Below are 20,538 nucleotides of genomic sequence, written 5' to 3'. Positions count from 1 at the left end.
TCATCGGGTGGCCGGGGCCCGACATGAGAACTTCCCCGGACGGCTACCGGTCGGTGGAGCCGGCGCCGGGTTCGTCGAGGACCGCCTCCACCAGATACGGCCCGTCGTGATCGAGCATCGTGCGCAGAACTCCGGACAGGTCGGCGGCGTGTCGGACCCGGGACGCGGGTACCCCCATGGCCGCCGCGAGGTGTACGTAGTCGACACGTGGCTCGTATACGTGGTGACAGACCACGAATTTCGCGGCGACCCCGTGGTGGGCGGCCGTCCACAGTGCCTGGCAGGTGTGCATGGCTCCGCCGTCGCTGGTGAAGCCGACGACCGTACGCTCCGGATGGGCGATCCGGGCGCCGATCGCGCCCGGAATGCCGACGCCGAGCGTGCCGCCGGGGTTCTGGAAGAAATGTCCCGGCCGGGTCGGCGGCAGCCAGCGGTTCAGCGCCGGCGAACTGGTCAGCGCCTCGTCGACGACGATCGCGTCGTCCGGCAGTAGTCCGGCCAGCGCCGCCGCCACGGCAGGCATCCGCAGCGGCGCCGAGTCCGCCTCCAGCCCGGCGCCCAGGTCGTCGGTGAGCACCTTGTCCAGCTCGGCCGCGCGCAGCGCCCCGCGCCGCCGGACCCGTTCGGCCGCCGCCTGCCGCTGTGGCTCGGTCATCGCCTCCCCGAACGCCGCGGTCAACGCCCGCAGCGTCAGTCGCGGGTCACCGAGCATCCCGGCGGTCACCGGGTGGTTCTCGGCCATCGCATCCGGGTCGAGGTCCACCTGCACCACGGTGCCGCCCGGCCGGAGCGTGCTGTCCGCCACCTCCGGGAGCATGCGCGCGCCGACGATCAGTACCGCGTCGGCGTGTGTCGTCAGGTCGGTGCCGTGCTCGGCGGGGCCGCCCCACAGCGGATGATTCCACGGCATGAGCAGCTCGGACGCCATCACCCCGTGCACCACGGCGCCCCAGGTCTCGGCGAACCGGGTCAGTTCGCCGACCGCGCCGGAGGCGGCCACACCGTCGCCGGCCAGGACCACCGGCGCGTGCGCGGTGGCCAGCAGCCGGGCCGCCGCCTGGATCGCCGCCGGTTCCGGGACGACCCGGGTGTCCGGCACGCTCGTGGGCATCACCGCCTCGTCGGCGACCTGGTCCAGGACGTCCGTTGGCACGGCGAGGAAGACCGGCCCACGCGGTGGGGTGGCGGCCACCTTGAGCGCCCGCCGCACCAGGGGGAGCAGGTTCTCCGGGCGGGTGACCCGGTCGGCGTGCTTGGTCACCGGTCGGGCCATGTCGACCAGGTCGTCGTAGGTGCCCCCGGGCTCCGCGGTCAGTACCAGCATCGGAGTCCGCCGGTGCAGCGCGTGGCCGAGACCGCCGACCGCGTTGCCGAGCCCGGCCCCGCCGTGCAGCAGCACCACGCTGGGCCGTCCGGTGGCCCGCGCGTACCCGTCCGCGGTGCACACCACGGCGGCTTCCTGGAGGCCCAGTACGTAGTCGATGTCCGGGAACCCGGCGATCTCCGCGGGCAGCCACTCCTCGCCGGCGCCCGGGTCGCCGAACAGGTAGCGCACCCCGTCGGCCCGGAGTTGTTCGAGCAACCGACGGCGCCCGGTACGCCGTGTCCCGGCGGCCGTGGTGGGGGTGGTGGCGGGCGGGTGGAGCCGGCTCACGCTCATGGTGAGAGCGTAGGTAGCGGCATGAGCATTTTTCGTGTTTCCGGCTATCAGCTCCAGCGGATCCGGGCCGCCAGCACCTCGCCGGCCAGGGCCCGGGTCCGCGGATCCAGCCCGTGCTCCTGCTCGCTGCGGGCCAGGGTGATCGCCTGGTCGACGGCCTCCGCCAGCTTCCCGGTGGCGGCCTCGTCGAAGGCCGCCCCGGACAGCGCATTCATCGCCGCCAGATCGGTATCGGTCACCATGCCCGGCATCGGCATGCCCTCGTGCTGGTTCTCCGCCGGCAGCCCGGCCAACCGGTGCAGTTCCCGCAGCTCGGGCAGTTCGGCCTCGGTGAACACGCGGACGGTGGCGGCGAGTTCCCGCGTCGCCGCACCGCCCGCGCGTGCCGGCACCGCGTCGAGCAGGGGAACGACCTGCTCGTTCATGGCCAGCATGATCTCGATCCAGGCCAGGTCGGTGCCGCCGAAGGTGCTCGCCGGCGCCGGGGCCGGCGCTTTCTCCTCCGGCCGGCCGCCGCATCCGGCGAGCAGCAGGAGTACGGCCACCGAGGTGATCAGACGCATCGTGTTCCTCCTCGGTGACCGGTGACCCCTGGGGATTCTCAGCCGAACGACGGCGTCGTGCCGCACTTGGCGTCCGCGTTGATGCAGACCTTGACCAGCGCCGCCAACTTCGCCGGGTCCCAGGCGTTCATGAAGTCGCCGTGGATCGACGACGCCATGCCGGAGGACAGGGCCAGCCCGTCGCCGCCGAGCGAGTCGTAGCCGAGCATCATCGAGATGTTCGGGATGGCCACCGGGTACTTTCCGGTGCAGACGCCGTTGACCGACGGGCCCATGTGCGACTTGTGGTCGGGCGAGTCGATGTGCTTGCCGTCCCAGCAGTCCTGGTAGGTGAGCTGGTAGATCAGGTTGCCGCCGGCCGCGCACTTCGGCCAGTTGCCGTCGGCGCTGCGGCCGATCTCGGCGCTGCCCGCGCACCAGAACTGGCCGCTCGCGCCCTTCGGCGTGGCCACCTGCCGCTTGGCATCGCCCTGGACCATGACCAGGCCGGGCGGGAACGGGACGACGGTCGCCGGGTCCTTGATCTTCGCGCCGTAGTAGGCCCGGAAGTTCTTCATCTTCACCGGCTTGCCGCCCTGCAGCAGCGTCGGCGCCCAGTACGCGCTGTGGTCACCGGCCGCGTCGCAGGTCGTCGACTGCTTGAGCAGTTGCGCTCCGGTGCTGCTCGCGGTCACCTTCGGCCCGAAGAAGGTGTGCAGGTGCGAGGCGCCGGGCAGGTTCGGCAGCACGATCGGGTCATCGGCGGCCTCACCGGAGACCGTGCAGTTGGTGTGGAACTCCGGAACCCGCACGATCCCGGCCGGCACCGACTTCGGCTGCACCGCCTTGTGCAGGGCGAGGGTCTCCTTCCAGGCCGCCTCGTCGACCGGAACCCAGCCGCCCGGGCTCGCGGACGGGTTGGTGGGCGCGGCATTGGAGGCGGCGGGCTTGGACGGAGCGGCACTGGACGGGGCGGTACCGGTCGGGGCCGCGGTCGCCGGGGCCGCCGAAGCCGTGGCGGGAGCCGAGGCGGCGACACCGACGTTGAAGTGGTTGATGTTGACGAAGTCCGAGCGGGACTTGCTTTTCATGACCAGGACCAGCGTCTGCTTGCCGGTCGGCAGCTTCGCGGCCTTCGCGGTGACCGTCGTCCACTTCTGCCAGCCGCCGGTCGACGCGATCGGGAAGGTCGCCAGCAACGTGCCGTCACGATCGCCCAGGCGGGCCTCGATCGAGCCGCCTTCGGAGTTGTTCGAGGCGATCCGGGCGCTCAGCGAGGTCGAGCCGATCGTGACGTTGCGGTACTCGAGCCAGTCGCCGCTCGCCAGCCAGCCGACGTTCTTGCCGCCGCCGGTGTCCGAGGTGTTCTCGGTCTTGGCGCCGCCCTGCGCGGCGAACGATTCGGCCTGCAGGGTGCCCGGCGTGGTGACCTCGCCGGCGCCGGCGGTGGTGATGTAGATGCCGCTCGCGCCGAGCGCGGCGACGACGGCGGCACCCAGGACCACCCGGGTGGTACGGCGGCGGCGCTTCGGGTCCGGCGGGGCGACGTGCTGGGATTCCATACCCATATCGATCCTCAACAAAATGGCGGGGAAAGGGTGCGGCACGAATTATGCAGACCCTGCACAGGCGGTTCAATACGTCAAGAAAAAATTCATTTCCCCAGGTCAGGGCGATGCTGGTGGCCGTCGTAACGCCTTTCAATAACAGTTTTTCGAGATTGCTTCCTTAAGTCTCCATTAATTAGTCGGCGGTCGATCCCCGGTTCGGGCGCGAGGTCTTTCCGGGCGGCGGGCTAGGATCCGCGGATGCGCTGGTGGCGAGGTCTCGACCCGATGATCCGGGACACCGCCGGTGCGGTCCTGCTGGTCGTGGCGGCGTTCGTGCCGGGGATCGCCGAGCTCGGCCTGGAGATCGGCGAGCTGCACCTGCGCCCGGCCGACCGGATCAGCCTCGCCTTGCTGCTGATCCAGGCGTTCGCCCTGATTCCACGCCGCCGGTGGCCGGCCCTCGGCCTGGCCGTCGCCGCCGCCGCGTTCGCCGTGCACCAGCTGGCCGGATACCCGCCGACGGTGACCGGGCTCGCGCTGCTGGTCGCCCTCTACAGCGTGGGGGCTCACCAGGAGCGGCACCGCCGCCCGCTCGCCGCGGTCGCCGTGGTGGCCTATGCGGCGCTCGCGATCGCCCTGCACCAGCGGGGCGCGGCCGAGCGGGTGATCGATTTCGGAACCTTCTTCGCGGTGCTCGCCGCCTGCTGGGCCGCCGGATCGTGGGTGCGGGCCCGGCAGGCCGAGGAACGGCGACGTCGGCGGGAGAGCGTCGGCGCGGCGATCACCGCCGAGCGCGCCCGCATCGCCCGGGAGTTGCACGATGTCGTCACCCACCATGTGACCGCCATGGTGGTGCAGTCCGACACCGCCGGTCTCCTGATCGGGCCGCAGCCGGACCGGGCCGTCGAGGCGGTCGCCGCGGTCAGCCGGTCCGGGCGGGAGGCGCTCGGCGAACTCCGGGTGCTGCTGGGCGTACTGGAGAAGGGTCTGGAACCCACCGAGACCACCGAGAGTCGCCTCGCGGACCTGGTGGACCGGATGCGCCGCGCCGGTCAGCCGGTCGACTTCGCCGAGGAGGGCGGGCCCGGGCCGGACGGGGGCCTCGGGCTGGCCGTGCACCGGGTGGTTCAGGAGGGGCTGACCAACGCGGTCAAACACGCGCGCGGCCGCCCGACACGGGTACTGGTCCGGCACGACGGCGAGGGGACCGCGGTCGAGGTGGTCACCGCCGGCACCGCGCGCGGCGAGGTCCGCGCCGGGCGCGGCCTCACCGGCCTGCGCGAACGGATCAAGATCTTCGGCGGGACGTTCGACGTGGGCGGTGATCCGGAGGGCGATTTCACGGTACGGGTGTGGCTGCCCCGGGACCGGGCTGAGGCGGGTGCGGGCGCGAGTCCCTCGGGAGAGACGATCGGCGGTGTGGTGTGATCCGGGTGCTGGTCTGCGATGACCAGGCGCTCATCCGCGCCGGGTTCGTGACCGTTTTCGGACTGCAACCCGACCTGGAAGTGGTCGGGGAGGCGTCCGACGGTGAAGCCGCGGTACGGGAGGCGCTGCGGCTGCGTCCCGACGTCGTCGTGATGGACATCCGGATGCCGCTGCTCGACGGCATCGAGGCGACCCGCCGCCTGGCCGGGCCGGACATCGCCGACCCGATGAAGATCCTCGTCGTGACCACGTTCAACCTGGACAGCTACGTCTACCAGGCGTTGCGGGCCGGGGCCAGCGGCTTCCTGCTCAAGGACGCCCAACCGGCCGAACTGATCGACGGCATCCGGACCGTGTCCCGTGGGGAGGCACTGCTGGCCCCGGCGGTGACGCGCGCGTTGGTCGGCCGCTTCGGTGATCGGGTTCGGCCGACGGTCGCGGGGGAGGACGATCGGCTGGGTGCGCTGACCGCCCGGGAGATCGAGGTGTTCCGGCTGATCGCCGAGGGCCTGTCGAACTCGGAGATCGCCGGGGCGCTGGTGATCAGCCAGGAGACCGTCAAGACGTACGTCTCCCGGATCCTCACCAAGCTCTCACTGCGCGACCGGGTGCAGGCGGTGATCCTCGCCCACCGCACCGGCCTGGTCACCTGACGCGGTCCCGGTACGGTCGCGGTCGCGGTCGCTCGACCATCCCCCGGCAGAGCTACCCCCGCTGCCCACCGCAGGGCGATGATCTTCGATGGGATGCTGCCTAGCGTCGTACCCATGAAGCGTCTTGGTCGTCCGTTGCTCCTCCTGCTGATCTTCGTCGTCGTCGACGCCCTGGTGGTGACCGTCCTCAACGCGCTGTCCGGTAGCGCGATCCTCTCTCTTCTCGTCGGCGCGGCCGCGGCCGCCGCCACCCTGTGGCTCTACGCGTGGACCACCCGCCGCATCGAGCGGAAGGAGCCGCAGGACATGCCGGCCGCCGGACGGTTCCGGACCCTGGCCCGGGGGACGCTCGCCGGGATCGGCCTGTTCACGGCGACCGTGCTGGCCATCGCGGTCTTCGGTGGGTTCGGGATCGACGGCTGGGGCTCGGTCGGCGGCATGCTCTCGATCTTCGGCCTGATGGCCGGCGTCGCCACCGTCGAGGAGGTGCTGTTCCGCGGCATCCTGTTCCGGCAGATCGAGGAGCGCGCCGGAACCTGGCCGGCCCTGGCCGTCTCGGCCACCCTGTTCGGTCTGCTGCACCTGATCAACGACCCGACCGCGATCGGCGGCGCGCTGGCGATCGTCGCCGCCGGTCTGATGGCCGGCACCGCCTACGTCGCCACCCGTGCCCTGTGGCTGCCGATCGGCCTGCACCTGGGCTGGAACTTCGCCGAGGGCGGCATCTTCGGTGTGCCGGTCTCCGGTGCCGACAGCTCCACCCTCGGCCTGCTGCGCGGCGTCTTCGACGGCCCGGCCGTGCTGACCGGCGGCGACTTCGGCCCGGAGGCCAGTCTCTTCGCCGTCCTGGCCAGTCTGCTCGCCACCGCCTACCTGCTGCGGGTGGCCCGCCGCCGCTCCGCCTTCCGGGCCCGCGCGACCGTCTGACGGCCGCAAGCTTCCCTCGGGCATCGGGAGCGGCTATGGTCACTCTCCTTTGATCACGGTCGGAAGGGACTGTGCAGTGGTGGCGATCCGGAGCCGTGTCGTTCATGCCCGGCAGGCCATGGCGGGGATGCCCGCCCGGATGGTCTACGGCAACGACGCGTGGGCCAGTAACAACCGGGGTCAGCAGCGGACCCTGCGGGACCTGCGCAGCCGGCGGTCGGGCCCGGTCGACGTGGTGACCCAGCGCCAGGCCGACCAGATCGACACCCTCGGCTACGTGCTGCTGGACACCCCGGCCGACCCGTCCGCGGTGCGGGCCGTCCAGGCCGGCTACGACGACGTGATCGACGACCCGGCCGCGACTGTCGACATGGGCCGCCGGATCCGGCACGTGGTGCGCTACGTCAAGGAACCGCTGCGCCGCGTCCCGGCGATCCGGGAGATGCTGACCCCCGGCGCGCTCGGGGTGCTCGACGCGTTCTACGCCGGCGCCTGGGCGATCCAGCACGTCCGGATGTGGCGGATCGGGCACATCCCGGTCGAGGAGCAGCGCTACCACCACTACGGCAACCAGTGGCACTGCGACCAGCACCCGACCACCACGCTGAAGCTGTTCGTGCAGATCAGCGACGGCGTCACCCCGGAGAACGGCGCGTTCCGCTTCCACGACGTGCCGAACACCCGCCGCATCATGCGCACCGGGTTCATCGACAACAGCCACGTCGTCGGTCCGGCCCGGCGCCTGATGGAAGACCCGCGCAGCGCACGCTACTTCGACGTGCCGGCCGGGCACGTCGCGTTCTGCAACACCACCCGCTGCCTGCACCGGGCCGGTATCCCGCCGGAGGGCACCACCCGCGGCATGGTGCAGTTCACCTTCGGGCCGAGTGCCACCGGCCCGCGCGCCGCCGACCCGTTCGCGAACCTGCCCCCGGACCCGAACGTGGCCGAGGGCAACTTCGCCTGACCCGTACGGTATGCAGGTCACGTGAGCGAGGGATCATCGATCGGGCGGGCCGGGCAGCGGATGGCGGTGGCCACGCTGGCCTCCCGGGTCGCCGGGTTCCTGCGGATTCTGGTGCTGGCCGCCGCACTCGGGCTGGGCACCCGCCTGCTCGACACCTACAACGTGGCGAACACGCTGCCGAACGCGGTCTACGAGCTGGTCGTCGGCGGCACCATGGCCAGCATCGTGGTGCCGCTGCTGACCCGGGCGAGCCTGAGCGAACCGGACGGCGGGGTGCTCTACGCGCAGCGGCTGCTGTCGCTGATCGTGTACGTGCTGAGCGCCGTCACGATCCTCGCCGTCGTGATCGCGCCGTGGCTGATCGACCTGTACGCGCCCGGATTCACCGTCGAGCAGCGGGACCTGGCCATCGTGTTCAGCCGGTTCTTCCTGCCGCAGATCCTGTTCTACGGGCTGAGCGCCACCACCGGGGCGATCCTCAACATCCGGGGCCGGTTCGCGGCCGGGGCGTGGGCGCCGCTCTGCAACAGCGTCATCGTCATCGCGGTCGGCCTGACCTACCTGTCGGTGGCCGGCAGCGCGGCCGCCGGGACCGGGCTGAGCACCGGGCATCTGCTGCTGCTCGGGCTGGGCACCACGGCCGGGGTGGTGGCGCAGACCATCCTGGTGCTGTGGGCGCTGGCCCGCAGCGGGTTCCCGGTGCGGCTGCGGCTCGACCCGCGGGGCATCGGCATCCGGCGGATCGGGAAGCTCGGCGTGTGGGTGCTGCTCGCGGTGGTGGCCTCGCAGACGCTCACCGCGGCGGCGACCCGGGCGGCGTCCTGGGCCGGGCCGGGCGGGGTCACCGCCTATCAGAACGCGAGCGCCGTCTACCTCGTACCGTATGCGGTGATCGCCGTCTCGGTGATGACCGCGATCCTGCCGCGCCTGAGCCAGTACGCGGCCCGCGGCGAACGCAACCGGGTCACCACCGGCCTGTCCCGGGCGGTCCGCACCGCGCTCGTCGTGATGGCCCCGATCGCCGCCGCTTTCCTGCTGCTCGGCCCGCACATCGCGACGGTGCTGTTCGCGCACGGCAACAGCAGCGCGGCGACCGTCCGGGTGCTCGGGCTGGTGCTCGCCGGGTTCGGGCTGACGCTGGTGCCGTTCACCAGTTACATGATTCTCCAGCGAGGGCTGTACGCGCTGCAGGACACCAGGACGTCCGCGCTGATCACCGCGCTGGTGGCGGCGGTCGGGGTGGCCGGGTGCGCGGCCGCCGGGTGGCTGCTGCCGGGCGAGGACATCGTGATCGGCATCCCGGTCGCGTACGCGCTCGCTTACACCGTCGGGCTGAACGTGACCGCGCTGGTACTGCGCCGGCGCCTCGGTTACCTGGACGGGCGGCGTCTGGTCCGTACCCATGTGCGGGTGCTGGTGGCGACGGCGGCCGGCGCCGGATGCGCCGGCCTCGTCGTCTGGGCCGTCGACGCGGCGACCTGGGCCGGTGCGCTGACCACGCTGACCGGGGCCGTGTTCGCGGGGGCCGTCGGATATCTCGCCGCCGGGCGGCTGATGCGCCTGGCCGAACTGCGACACCTGCTGAATCTGGCCCTGCCCGGCCTGCGCACCTGGTGACCGCCTATTTCTTGGAGACCGGCTCGGCGGCGGGCTTGGGAACGGGCGCCGATGTGGTCGGCTTGGCGGCCGGCTTGCGCACGATGAGGGCCGGGCAGTGGGCCGGCGCATCGGAGGGCACCGCCGGAGCGAGGTCGCCCAGTGTCTTCACCGACGCCTTGGTGATCGCCCGGACACTGGCCTCCTGCTGAAAGCCCGCCAGGTTGCTGGTGTATCGGCCGTCCCCGCTCGGGTAGAGCACCAGCGGCACCCCGTCGATGTATGCGCACGCCTTCGCGTCCGCACCCCACCCCATGATGTGGTGCCCGCGGTAGGTCTCGTAGAACCCGGGTTTGGCGACGACCGGCGCGGACGGTGCCGGTGCCGGGTCCACGTCCGGCCCGGTGCCGGCCCACACGGTGCCCGCCGTGGTGGCCAGCCCGACCGCCACCGCCAGCACGGCGATTCCCCGCGCGGCGTATCCCGGGCGCTTCACCGTTCGTTTGTCGTGGTGCATGGAATTCATTCTCGGACCACTTTCGTCGACCTATACAGGAATGATCGTGCCATCCGTGACCGTACTCCCGGACAGCGATTTCCAGTCGATCGGAAACGCCGATCGAACGCCGTTCCAATCCTTTCGGGGACAACGGCGGAACGAATTACCGGGGTAACCGGTTGAATAGGTTTCCGACATGTTCCGTCCATTCGAGGGATGAGGATTCCGTATGGCGAAGACGAACCGTCGTGACGTCCTGCGCTACGGCGCGGCCGGAGCGGTGACGGCTGCCACGGCCGTGGTAGCCGGCCAGGAGTTGGCGAGCGCCGATCCGCCACCGGGGCCGGGCGACAAGAAGGACCTCACGGACCTGCTCGACCCGCGCGACTTCGACGAGCTCTTCAAGGGCAAGAAGATCCGCGGCCTGCACAACCTCCGGGGCCGCAAGGAGTTGATGATCAACAATCGGCGGCTCGCCCTGACCGAGATCAAAACCCTGTTCGTGCCGGCCGACGGGTCGCCGCCGTACGTCGGGGTGGGCTACATCAGCGCCCTGAACCACTACGACCCGGTCGAGATCGACGGCAGTCGCAACCGCGACGGGCTGCGCAAGCTGGCGAAGAAGGTCGTGGACATCCTCGGCGACTTCGAGCTGGCCGACGCCGCCGCGCAAGACCACGCGCACTGACGATCGAAGGAAAGGCGACTGAACATGGCAGTACGCAAGAGCATCACCGCGATCACCGTGGCGGAGGGGACCGCATTCATCAATGCGCTGCGCCAGTTCAAGACGACGTCGGCGAACGGGCGGAACTACAACTGGTACATCGACCAGCATGTGCTCTATTTCTCCCGGACCGCGGACAACATCAGTCACGCCCACCAGTCGCCGTCGTTCTTCCCATGGCACCGTGAATACCTGCGCCTGCTGGAACTCGATCTGCAGACGGTGAGCGGCAACCCGAACGTCTTCATCCCCTACTGGGACTGGACCGGCTCCGCGCACCCGTTCTCCGCCGACTTCCTCGGCGCGATCACCAACGGCAGCGTGACCAGCGGCAACTTCAGCCCGTCGTGGGGCTGGTCGCTCTACCGCAGCAGCATCCAGACCAACTTCCTGCAGCGGCGGGTCGGCGTGAACGCGAGCCGGCCCACCGCCGCGACCGTCAACGGTGTCCAGAGCTACCAGGTGTACGACCAGTCGCCCTGGGATGCCACGGTGTCCAACAGCTACCGCAACCGCAACGAGATCCTGCTGCACAACCGGGTGCACAACTACGTCGGCGGGCACATGGCCACCCGGGAGGCGCCCAACGATCCCGTGTTCTGGCTGCACCACTGCAACATCGACAGGCTGTGGTGGCTGTGGCAGAACGCCAACGGCCCGGACACCTACCAGCCGCGGACCGGTTTCACGGCAGGTGTCATCGACAACAACGAGACGATGCGCCCGTTCGCGAACGGGCGTACCCCGTCCGTGGTCCGCGACATCGGCTCCCTGGGCTACAGCTACCAGTGACGCTCAGGCCACTGCCCGGCGGCGGCGTGCGAAGCCGCCCCCGGCAGCGGCCTCGGCGATCGCCGGTGTCCGGTTCACGGTGCGGCGCTGCAGACCCGGGTGCCGGGTCTCCCAGGCCGCGCGGACCCGGGCCGGCAGGTGCAGGTCACGCCACACCCGGCGGAGCATGGCCGGGTTGATCAGATCCTCCACCTCACCGCAGTTCGCGGCCTCGCACAGGACCTGCTCGTAGGCGGTCCGCAGCTGGGCCGGATCCTCGAGCTCGAACTGGCGGCGACTGGCGTGCCCGCAGGCCATGTGATGCGGGACTTCGAGCACACCGACGCTGTGTCCGTGCAGGTCGTCGATCCGGTCAGGGACGGCGGGGGCCCGGGTGGCGGCGCTGCGGTTCTTGCGGCCGTCACGGGCGGCGACGTACGACATGCCCCTCAAGATAGGCCCGCCGGGGTGCCGGAGTGGCCGGATACGAAATCGGTGGCGGCACCGGGACAGCCGTGCCAGGGTGGGGAACACCGGCAGAGCCCACAGACGAGGAGAGACCGATGCGAGCAGCTTCCACGCTCCGGACCCCGACCCGTCCTACCGTGGAGTTCTGCTTTGGCATTGTTGAATCTCGGGATCGTCGCCCATGTTGACGCCGGCAAGACCAGCCTGACCGAGCGCCTGCTGTTCGAGGCCGGGGCCGTCTCGCGCCCCGGAAGCGTCGACGACGGCACCACCCGCACCGACTCGATGGAGCTGGAACGGCAGCGCGGCATCACCATCCGCGCCGCCGTGACCTCGATCAGCCTCGGTGACCTGACCGTCAATCTGCTCGACACCCCGGGCCACCCGGATTTCATCGCCGAGGTCGAGCGGTCGCTGGCCGTCCTCGACGCGGCGGTTCTCGTGGTGTCCGCCGTGGAGGGTGTCCAGCCGCAGACCGTCGCCATCTGGCGGGCCCTGCGCCGGATCGGCGTACCCACTCTCTTCTTCGTCAACAAGGTGGATCGGCGTGGCGCCGACGTGGACCGGGTGACCGGTCAGATCCGCCGACGGCTGGCCACCGCCCCGGTGTCCCTCACCACGGTCAAGGACCAGGGCGACCCCATCGCAGCGGTACGGGCGAAGCGTCTCGATTCCGAGCCGGTGGTCTCCGGGGTGGCCGAGGCCGACGACCGGATCGCGGAGAAGTGGCTGGCCGGGGAGCCGGTCCGGGTCCGTGACGTGCGTCGGGCGATCCGGCGGGCGGTCCGTGGCGCCCGGCTCAGCCCGGTGGTCTGCGGCTCGGCGATCACCGGAGCCGGGGTGCCCCAGCTGCGCCACATCCTGACCGACCTGCTGCCGCGTAGCGACGAACGGGACGGTCCGCTGGCCGGCACGGTCTTCGCCGTCGACCGGGACGGTCAGGGGCGGCGGGCCTGGGTGCGGCTGTGGTCCGGGCGGCTGAGCGTCCGCGACCGGGTGGACCTCGGCGGGACCCGCCCGCAGACCGTCACCCAGATCGAGGTCAGTGAGCCGGAGGGCGTCCTGGTGCGCCGGTCGGCCGCGGCCGGGCAGATCGCCGCCGTGCGCGGGCTCTCCGCCCGAATCGGCCAGCACGTCGGGCAACCGCCCCGGCGGCGGCTCTACCGGTTCCCGCCGCCGACCCGGCAGGCCCTGGTCGAGCCGGTCGACCCGGCCCGGCGGCTGGCCCTGTTCGCCGGTCTGACCGAGCTCGCCGACGAGGACCCATTGGTCGACCTGCGGCTCGACGATCAGCAGGAACAGGCGGTGATCAGGCTGCACGGCGAGGTGCAGAAGGAGGTCATCGCGGCCCTGTTGCACGATCGGTACGGGGTGGCGGTGCGGTTCTCCGGCACGCTCACCGCCTGTATCGAGCGGGTCGCCGGTTCCGGGTCGGCGCAGGACCGGATCCGGGAGCGCGAGAATCCGTACCTGGCCGGGATCGGTCTGCGGATCGAGGCCGCCCCGGCCGGGCACGGTGTCGAGTTCCGGCCCGGCATCGAACCCGGCCGGCTGCCTCCGGCGTTCATCGCCGCCACCGAGGAGGGGGTGCGGGCCGCGCTACGGCAGGGCCCGCACGGCTGGCCGGTCACCGACTGCGTGGTCACCATGACGTCGTCGCAGTACTGCCCGCGGCAGAGCCGGCCGCACCAGAAATTCGACAAGTCGATCTCCAGTGTGGCCGGCGACTTCCGGCACCTGGCCCCGGTCGTGGTGGCCGAAGCACTGCGCACCGCCCGGACCCGGGTGTGCCATCCGGTCGAACGGTTCGACGTGAACCTGCCGGACGAGGTGGCCGACGTGGTGACGGCGCTGCTCGGCCGGGCCGGGGCGGTCATCCGGGACACCACGACGGCCGGCGGATATCTCGAGGTGAGTGGTGTCCTGCCGTCGTCGCGGGTACCGCAGGTGGTGGCCGCCCTGCCCGACCTGACCGGAGGTGAGGCCGTGCTGACCGCCCGGTTCGACCACTACGCGCCGGTCACCGGGGAGGACCCGCCGGTGATGCGGCGGCGCGGCCCCGACCCGGCCGACCGTGCCGGGTGGTTCCGCGCCGTACCACGCTAGGAGGTTTCGAAGGCGCCGACGTCCGGCGCTGATCCGTTGTACGGCAGGCCCACGTTCACCCCCTTGTTGATCAGGGTGCTCCCGGTGGCCAGATGCAGCGAGGTCAGCGCCGGCAGGCTGCCGTCGGACTGCCGCGACACGTTCCAGCCGGTCGTCGACACGCTCTGGAACTGGCTGTCGGACATGGTCACGCCGAGGTTCCACGAGTTGTTCGACGCGGTCGTCCCGCTCAGGTTGGCGGTGAGTGTTCCGCCGTACGCGATGTTGTTGCGCAGTGTGCCGAGCCCGACCGCGGCGCCGCTGGAGTTGATGCCCAGCATGTTGAAGCCGATGCCGTTGCTGTAGGCGGTGTTGTTGAAGTAGTCGTTGGCGACCGGGTGATGGTTGCTGTAGAAGCCCGGCCCCCGGTTCAGGAACGCCACCGAGGTGCGGACCGTGTGCTTGACCCCGTTCGACACGTAGACGCCGCCGTACCCGCCGGCCTTGAAGCCCGCGCCGTTCCCGGCCGCCGTGGTGGTCTGCGGCAGGTACCCGTTACGCCACGCCCACGAGTTCTCGATCGTCACCGACGAGTACGCGTTGATCAGGTCGAAGCCGTCGTCGGTGTTCCACCAGGCCCGGCAGCCCCGGAACACGTTCCCGGCCCGGCCCGCCCCGATGTGCGCCCCGAACCCGTCGGCGTTCTCGCCGGCCCCGTTCGAGCTGTACGGGTCGTAGTTGTCGTGCGAGTCGGAGTTGAGCACCAGGTTGTTGCTGCCACTGGCGATGAACACACCGGGACCCATGATGTGGTGCGTGTTCAGCTTCTCGAACGTGTTGGAACTGCCGGAGATCCACACTCCCCACGACTCGTGGTTGAGGTTGTTGTTCTGCGGCACCCCCTTGATCTCCAGGCCCCGCAGGTGCAGGTGGCTGCCGGTCACGTCGAAGCCCTTGATCCGGCAGTCACTGGTCATCCCGGTGAAGTCGAAGAGCACCTTCTCACCGGGGTAGTTCCAGTAGTTGATCGGGCTGCCCGAGGTGCCGCTCTTGTTCAGGGTGATCGCGTCCACCACCGAGGTCCGGCTGGCGCAGCTGGTGGTCGCGGTGGTGTAGGAGTAGGTGCCGGCGCGCAGGTAGACGGTGTCGCCGGCGGTGGCGGCGGTCTGCGCGCGGGCGATCGACTTGAACGGGGCGGCCTGGCTGCCGGCCGCGGTGTCACTGCCGGTGGGGGAGACGTACCAGACGCTGCCGGCCGCCCAGCTGGTGGCGGCGAGACCGCCGGCGGCAGCGACGGGGATCACTGCCAGCAGGGCGATCATCAGGACTCTTCGTGCTCTCACGGGGATGCTCACATTTCCGGGGAACGGGGGAGGGGGATGGGTGGGGGTCAGACGGCGGAGGGGCCGTGGTTGGCGTACTCCCACAGACGGTTGTGATTCACGTCGGAAAGGTTGCGCCCGATTTCGATCAAGGCGGAGAAGGGGCGGGCCGTGGTGGCCGCCGGCGCCCACGGCGCGACCGTGTCGAAACCGGCGCCGAGGTGGCTGTCGCGGATCACCAGCTGCCCGTTGGGGGTGATGCCGGGCAGGTATCCGGTGGCGCTCGCGCCCTGGTCCCAGGCCCGGCCGAGCCGTCCGGTGGGTGCCGCCAGGTACCCGTCGTCGGCGACGATCCGGGAGCGGGTGACCAGGAAGCCGTACGGGTACGACGGGTGGGTGTTGGGGGCGAAGATCACACCGCCGGACGCCTTGCGGCTGGACACGAGCCGGAACGTGCAGTGGGTGAAGACCGCGGCGGCCCGGCCGAAGACGAAGTCGGTGTCGCCCTCGACGTAGGTGTCGCGTACCGACACCCGGGCGATCCGGTTCACGTCGTCGGCGTTGGTGAGCAGGGTGTCCTGGCGGCTGATCAGCCGCAGGCCCTCCAGCTGGGTACGGTCGGCGTCGGTCCGCAGCGCCAGCGCCTGGTGGGTGCCCCGGTCGACGGTGTCCAACAGGGTGTTGGTGATCGTCAGGTTCTTCAGCTGCAGGTCGGTGCTCTGGGCCCAGACGACCGTGGCGCACAGCCCGGCGGTGGCGCTGGTCTTCGTGGCGCACGACTGGTACATCGGCCAGGCCGGGTCACCCTCGGCGTACCGGCCGTCCGGATTGACCTGGGCCGCCCACTGTGCCGGGGTGACGGTGGCGTCGATGGTGAACTCGAGCCGCACGTCGTCGGCCCGGCGGCCGGTGCCGTAGACGGTCAGCGGCGGCGAGCCGGCCGGAATGAACACGGTGCCGGTGTACGTGCCGGGGCGGATCGCGATCCAGCGGCGGGCGGTGCCACCGGCCCGGTGGGCGGCGTCGACCGCGTCCTGCACGGTGGCGAAACCGTGCGGGCCGACCACGAGATCGGGGCGGTGCGGGGTACGGATCGGGGCGGGCCGCCAGGGGTCGGCGACCGGGGCGGCGTACGTGCCGGAGAAACCGAGATAGTTCTCCGGCACGTACGGCCCGGCCTCCCCGGCGGACAGGACCGGGCGGGCCGTCGTACCGGGCGGGACCTGCGGTGAGGCCGTCCCGGGGGTAGCCGGGAGAGCCAGTGTCAGAGCGGCCACAGCCGCGAGGATGTGCATCGTCGACCTCCAGGAATGCGCTTTCCTGGGAGATCGTACTGTGAAGTTCGTCGATGCGGAGGAGTCAATCCTCGGTGATCGTGAAGGTCACCTCGGTCTCGTACAGCCCGTTGTCGTCCCAATCGCAGGTCAGGCCCTCGGGTACGAAGCAGCTGTACTCGTTGTCCTCCTCGTACGGGTTGCTGAAGTAGATGACGATCTTCCCGCCGTTCTCCAGGTCGTACTTGATGGAGCCCGCGGTGCCGCCCTGGTCGACGTCCGCCTTGGTCCGCATCCAGTCCGACGAACCGGCCTTGATCGTCTCGTTGGCGTAAACGTCGATGATGCCTTCGGTGGCTTCCTGCGACACCAGGTCGAGTCGTTCCGACGTCTGGTTGTCGACCGTCACCTTGGCGCTGAACACGCGTGGGTCGGCCTGGGCCGGAGCCGCGACGCCGATGGTTGCGGCCGCTGTGGCCAGTGCCGACGCGGCCAGGGCACGGAACGCTTTCATGGTGATTCCTCTTTTGCCGTGGAATGGTTGGACGATTCAGGCGTCCCTGCATTTGCGAACCAATCATCACGGCGTGCGAAAAACGCCGCCCATGGAATTCCCGGGGGCTGTCCGAATGGCCACCGCCATCGGTCGTTCGGTTTCTCCGCCGGGTGCGGGCAGGCCACCCGGCGGCGAACGGCCACCGGCACCGGCCGCCACGGGTAGCCTGCGCCCCGGTCAGGAGGCGTATCGGCGCTCCGCGCGGGCCCGGGCCTTGGCCGCCTCCACCTCACGGTCACGCGGCGGGGCGCTGGTGACCAGCGCGGCGAGCAGCTCCGCGGTGGCCGCCCGGACCGCCTCGACGGCCTGGTCGAAGGCGGCCTGGTTGGCCTGCGACGGGCGGGCCGTCCCGGCGATCTTCCGGACGTACTGCAGGGCCGCCGCGTGGATCTCGTCGGGCGTCGCCGGCGGCTCGAAGTTGTGCAGCTGGTGGATGCTCCGGCACACGATTCGGGTCCCTTCGGTTACGGCTCGTGGACATCGTCAACACTAGGGCCCGGGGGTCATCGCCCGAACCCCGGCGGCCGGGGATCCCGGCGTGGTTTACTCGCCTCTCGATCGGGTTGCCGCGATGCTGGAAGACCGGGGTGGGCATGCGGTTGCGGACGGCGTTGCCGGCGGGTGTCGCCCTCGCCCTGGTGGTTCAGGGCATCCACCCGTTGCTGCCGGTGAACGGTGGCTACGCCCTCTCCGACGTGGCCGTCGCGGCGGCCAGCGGCTACGCGGCGTTCTTCTACCGGCGGCGGCGGATGGGCGACGACGGCATCTCCCGGCGGATGCGGCTGGCCTTCGGCTGTGGCGCCGTCGCCTGCACGATCTGGTCGTTCAGCAACGTGCTGCTGCTGGCCTCGGTGACCGTGCTGCCGATACTGGCCCAGCCGGGCAGCCTGCTGTCGACGGTCGCGGCGGCGTTCGTACCGGTGGCGCTGGTCCTCGCCTCGCCACGTCTGCGTGGCATCGCGGCCGCCCGCCGGGCCCTCGACGTGGCCGCGGTCTTCGGTGCGCTCTTCGCGCTGGCCTGGACGTTCGTGTTCGCCAGCACCGGTAGCCGGACCGGCGAGTGGACGAACATGGTGGTCCTCGTCGGGCTGCTGGTGCTCTCGGCGGCGCTGGCGCTGGTCACGCTCTCCGGCTCGGATCCCCGGGACGGTGCCAGCACCCAGCAGTTCCTGGCCACGGCCGCGCTGCTGCAGGCACTGACGCTGCTCGGCGGACTGCGCAACGGGTTCGACGGCGCGGCCTGGTACGCCAACGGGGTCGGCGCCGGTTTCGTGCTGGCCGCCTGGGTGATGGCGGTGTCCAGCCGGCTGGCGGCGTCCCGGCCGGGCGACAGCGGCCTGGACACGCTGATCTTCCGGCCCTGGGCGCTGCTGCCGTACGCGCCGGTGGTCTGCGCGGTGGCGGTCGCCGGTTCGTTGCAGGCGCGCGCCGGCCGGCTCGACCCGGTGCTGGTGTGGACGCTGCTGGCCACGTTCTCGCTGGTGCTGCTGCGCCAGTTCATGACCCTGTTCACGATCGGCCGGATGGCTGTCGAGCTGCAGGACCAGCGGGACACTCTCGAACACCAGGCGCACCACGACGGCCTGACCGGGCTGCTCAACCGGGCCGCGTTCGAGGAGCGGGCGGCGGCGGTGCTGGCCGCCGACTGCGGCGAGGTGACCGCGATGATCCTCGACCTGGACGGGTTCAAGCCGGTCAACGACACGTTCGGGCACGCGGCCGGCGACGATGTGCTGATCGTGGTGGCCCGCCGCCTGACCGCCGAGTTGCGCTCCGCCGATCTGGTCAGCCGGATCGGCGGTGACGAGTTCGCGATCCTGCTGGTGGATCCCGGATCACCGCCGGGGGAGCAGGTGGCCGGGCGGCTGCTGGCCCGGATCGTCGAACCGATCCGGGTGCACGGTCACGACGTCACCGTCGGCGGCAGCATCGGCCTGGCCACCACCCGGGCCGGTGGGGAACTCGCCGTCCTGCTGCGGCACGCCGACACCGCGATGTACGCCGCCAAGGCCGCCGGCAAGGGCACGATCCGCCGGCACGAACCGGACGCCTGGCCCGCTTCGGCGTGATCCCCGTTCAGCCGACTCTGGTCTCCTCGATGTCGAGCGGCTTCGCGGTGAGCACGTCGGAGCTGACGTAGGCCAGGTCCAGGGTCACGTCGGTGAACCAGAGCACCGGCAGGGTCAGCGGCGGCGGCTGCTCCGGCGTGAACGTCACCGGGATCAGCCCGAACAGCTTGCCCTTGAAGGTGGGGCTGTAGAACTCGACGTTGCCGTCGAGGATCAGCTCACCGCTCTCGATCACGGTGACCGCGTCACCCGGCTCGTCGATGGTGAGGCTGAACGGCTTGTTCACCACCTTGTCCATGGTGAATTTCAGTGCCTTGATCACGCCGTTGCCGGTCGGCACGTCGGCCACCCCGTCGTAGGACGAGTTGTACATGGTGATCGACGCGGCCTTCACCACACCCGGCTTGGCCCCGGCCAGCGGGATGCCGCCGTCGTCGGCCAGCACGTTCATCTGCCGGGCGCCCAGGCAGGGGATCTCCTCCGGCCTGGCGCTCGCGCTCGTGCTCGCGGACGGGCTGGGGGTGGCCGACGTGGCGGAGGGTGCGGGGGTGGGTGAGGCGGTCGTCGCCGACGGGGCGGCGCTCGGCTCCGCGCTGGCCGAGGGGGCGGGCTCGGCCTCCTCCTCGGTACCGCCGATGCCGAGGAAGTCGCCGACGCCGTTCCAGAAGTCGTTGATGCCGTCCAGTACCGGGTTGCCGCTGCCGGTCTCGGCCGGTGCCGCTGATGCGCTCGGCGACGGGGATGCCGACGTGGCCGGGGCAGCCGTCTTCGTCTTCGAAACAGCAGGCTTCGGCTTCTTCGCGACGGCGGCGGCGCTGGCGCTGGCGCTCGGCGACGCCTTGCGTGACGGCAGGCCCTCGGGGCAGTCGGCGGCCTCGGCGGGCCGGTTCCCGGCGACCATCACGCTGGTGGCGAGCAGCAGCGGCGCGACGATCAGCAGGGCCTTGCGGTGGGTGCCGGCCGGCGGCTGGTCCACGACCGGGTCGATCTCCTGGGTGGGCCGTTCCTCGGTGGCCGGCTTCGCCCCCGGTGGGCCCCAGGCGATCACCAGCGCGCCGCCGATGATGCCGGTCATCATGCCGATGATCCAGCCGCCGAGGTTGAGACCGATGAACGAGTACAGCGCGGTGATGATGCCGATCACGCCGTAGAACAGGCGCTGGCCGGGGGAGACCCAGGTCAGGACACCGGCGGTGATCATCATGACCGGCAGGAGGTACGAGTAGAAGCCCTGCGGCCCGATGTGGATCTGGATGTTGTCCAGTTCCATGTTCGCGCTGCCGAACATCTCCAGCCCGGACAGCACCAGGAAGAGCCCGCCCCAGTACGGCCGGCCGCGCCGCCACTGTCGGAACCTGTCCCGGATGTCTTCCGTCGCCACGCCGAGCCTCCCAGTCACCTCAGAGCGACGGGCTCGCGGAGAGGTGCCCCGCGAGCCCGGTGG

The 20,538-nt window shown here is 70.9% G+C and carries 19 protein-coding genes; 9 read left to right on the top strand and 10 right to left on the bottom strand.

The features are described 5' to 3' along the window. Positions 1 to 43: 43 nt before the first annotated feature. From Q0Z83_RS27225 to Q0Z83_RS27215, 3 genes are read right to left on the bottom strand one after another with little or no spacing between them, the layout of a single operon-like run. Positions 44 to 1,660, bottom strand: a complete 1,617-nt coding sequence (locus tag Q0Z83_RS27225; RefSeq protein WP_317796845.1) for a thiamine pyrophosphate-binding protein — start codon at positions 1,658 to 1,660, stop codon at positions 44 to 46. Positions 1,661 to 1,707: 47 nt separating this feature from the next. Next, positions 1,708 to 2,223 carry a DUF305 domain-containing protein gene (locus Q0Z83_RS27220; protein ID WP_317796844.1) on the bottom strand — a complete coding sequence of 172 codons (516 nt, stop codon included), beginning with the start codon at positions 2,221 to 2,223 and terminating at the stop codon, positions 1,708 to 1,710. 38 nt (positions 2,224 to 2,261) lie between these two features. Next, positions 2,262 to 3,764 (bottom strand): DUF1996 domain-containing protein, encoded by a 1,503-nt coding sequence (locus Q0Z83_RS27215; protein WP_317796843.1) that lies wholly within the window; start codon positions 3,762 to 3,764, stop codon positions 2,262 to 2,264. Between the two features lie 246 nt (positions 3,765 to 4,010). Between Q0Z83_RS27215 and Q0Z83_RS27210 the strand changes: the two genes are divergently transcribed. The 5 genes from Q0Z83_RS27210 to murJ all read left to right on the top strand — a co-directional run bounded on the left by Q0Z83_RS27210 (position 4,011) and on the right by murJ (position 9,344). After that, on the top strand, positions 4,011 to 5,180 hold the full coding sequence (locus Q0Z83_RS27210; protein WP_317796842.1) for a sensor histidine kinase: 1,170 nt from the start codon (positions 4,011 to 4,013) through the stop codon (positions 5,178 to 5,180). Continuing rightward, positions 5,177 to 5,833: a response regulator gene (locus Q0Z83_RS27205; protein WP_317796841.1), complete on the top strand. Its 657-nt coding sequence runs from the start codon at positions 5,177 to 5,179 to the stop codon at positions 5,831 to 5,833. Before Q0Z83_RS27210 ends, Q0Z83_RS27205 begins: the two co-directional genes overlap by 4 nt. A 114-nt stretch (positions 5,834 to 5,947) precedes the next feature. Next, positions 5,948 to 6,760, top strand: coding sequence for a CPBP family intramembrane glutamic endopeptidase (locus Q0Z83_RS27200; protein ID WP_317796840.1), 813 nt, complete (start codon positions 5,948 to 5,950; stop codon positions 6,758 to 6,760). Positions 6,761 to 6,839: 79 nt separating this feature from the next. After that, positions 6,840 to 7,727: a phytanoyl-CoA dioxygenase family protein gene (locus tag Q0Z83_RS27195; protein ID WP_317796839.1), complete on the top strand. Its 888-nt coding sequence runs from the start codon at positions 6,840 to 6,842 to the stop codon at positions 7,725 to 7,727. 60 nt (positions 7,728 to 7,787) lie between these two features. Further along, positions 7,788 to 9,344: a murein biosynthesis integral membrane protein MurJ gene (gene murJ, locus Q0Z83_RS27190; protein ID WP_317797139.1), complete on the top strand. Its 1,557-nt coding sequence runs from the start codon at positions 7,788 to 7,790 to the stop codon at positions 9,342 to 9,344. A 4-nt stretch (positions 9,345 to 9,348) separates the two neighbouring features. Here murJ and Q0Z83_RS27185 read toward each other — a convergent pair whose 3' ends face one another. Beyond that, positions 9,349 to 9,840 (bottom strand): tyrosinase family oxidase copper chaperone, encoded by a 492-nt coding sequence (locus Q0Z83_RS27185; protein WP_317796838.1) that lies wholly within the window; start codon positions 9,838 to 9,840, stop codon positions 9,349 to 9,351. 211 nt (positions 9,841 to 10,051) lie between these two features. Between Q0Z83_RS27185 and Q0Z83_RS27180 the strand changes: the two genes are divergently transcribed. After that, positions 10,052 to 10,510 (top strand): tyrosinase family oxidase copper chaperone, encoded by a 459-nt coding sequence (locus tag Q0Z83_RS27180; protein WP_317796837.1) that lies wholly within the window; start codon positions 10,052 to 10,054, stop codon positions 10,508 to 10,510. 24 nt (positions 10,511 to 10,534) lie between these two features. Then, positions 10,535 to 11,341, top strand: a complete 807-nt coding sequence (locus tag Q0Z83_RS27175) for a tyrosinase family protein (protein WP_317796836.1) — start codon at positions 10,535 to 10,537, stop codon at positions 11,339 to 11,341. 3 nt (positions 11,342 to 11,344) lie between these two features. On the opposite strand, the gene Q0Z83_RS27170 is transcribed toward Q0Z83_RS27175, so the two are convergent. Then, entirely contained in the window at positions 11,345 to 11,764 is a 420-nt protein-coding gene (locus tag Q0Z83_RS27170; RefSeq protein ID WP_317796835.1) for a hypothetical protein, read from the bottom strand. Between the two features lie 174 nt (positions 11,765 to 11,938). Between Q0Z83_RS27170 and Q0Z83_RS27165 the strand changes: the two genes are divergently transcribed. Further along, on the top strand, positions 11,939 to 13,894 hold the full coding sequence (locus tag Q0Z83_RS27165; protein WP_317796834.1) for an elongation factor G: 1,956 nt from the start codon (positions 11,939 to 11,941) through the stop codon (positions 13,892 to 13,894). Here Q0Z83_RS27165 and Q0Z83_RS27160 read toward each other — a convergent pair. The 4 genes from Q0Z83_RS27160 to Q0Z83_RS27145 all read right to left on the bottom strand — a co-directional run bounded on the left by Q0Z83_RS27160 (position 13,891) and on the right by Q0Z83_RS27145 (position 17,472). Further along, positions 13,891 to 15,195, bottom strand: coding sequence for a right-handed parallel beta-helix repeat-containing protein (locus Q0Z83_RS27160; RefSeq protein ID WP_317796833.1), 1,305 nt, complete (start codon positions 15,193 to 15,195; stop codon positions 13,891 to 13,893). The genes Q0Z83_RS27165 and Q0Z83_RS27160 overlap by 4 nt on opposite strands. Positions 15,196 to 15,263: 68 nt before the next feature. Next, entirely contained in the window at positions 15,264 to 16,472 is a 1,209-nt protein-coding gene (locus Q0Z83_RS27155; RefSeq protein WP_317796832.1) for a putative acyl-CoA thioester hydrolase, read from the bottom strand. Between the two features lie 82 nt (positions 16,473 to 16,554). Then, a complete protein-coding gene (locus Q0Z83_RS27150) occupies positions 16,555 to 16,983 on the bottom strand; it encodes a hypothetical protein (protein ID WP_317796831.1) in 429 nt (142 codons plus the stop codon). Positions 16,984 to 17,202: 219 nt separating this feature from the next. After that, on the bottom strand, positions 17,203 to 17,472 hold the full coding sequence (locus tag Q0Z83_RS27145) for a DUF2277 domain-containing protein (RefSeq protein WP_317796830.1): 270 nt from the start codon (positions 17,470 to 17,472) through the stop codon (positions 17,203 to 17,205). 146 nt (positions 17,473 to 17,618) lie between these two features. On the opposite strand from Q0Z83_RS27145, the gene Q0Z83_RS27140 reads away from it, so the two are divergent. Next, on the top strand, positions 17,619 to 19,094 hold the full coding sequence (locus Q0Z83_RS27140) for a GGDEF domain-containing protein (protein ID WP_317796829.1): 1,476 nt from the start codon (positions 17,619 to 17,621) through the stop codon (positions 19,092 to 19,094). Positions 19,095 to 19,101: 7 nt separating this feature from the next. On the opposite strand, the gene Q0Z83_RS27135 is transcribed toward Q0Z83_RS27140, so the two are convergent. Further along, complete coding sequence (locus Q0Z83_RS27135) at positions 19,102 to 20,475, bottom strand: DUF6114 domain-containing protein (RefSeq protein ID WP_317796828.1); 1,374 nt, start codon at positions 20,473 to 20,475, stop codon at positions 19,102 to 19,104. Positions 20,476 to 20,538: the final 63 nt, after the last annotated feature.

Origin of the sequence: Actinoplanes sichuanensis, assembly GCF_033097365.1 — a bacterium.
In the GTDB taxonomy this organism is placed as follows: domain Bacteria; phylum Actinomycetota; class Actinomycetes; order Mycobacteriales; family Micromonosporaceae; genus Actinoplanes; species Actinoplanes sichuanensis.
Note: the sequence above shows the minus strand (reverse complement) of the source record. Positions and strands in the feature narration are given on the sequence as shown.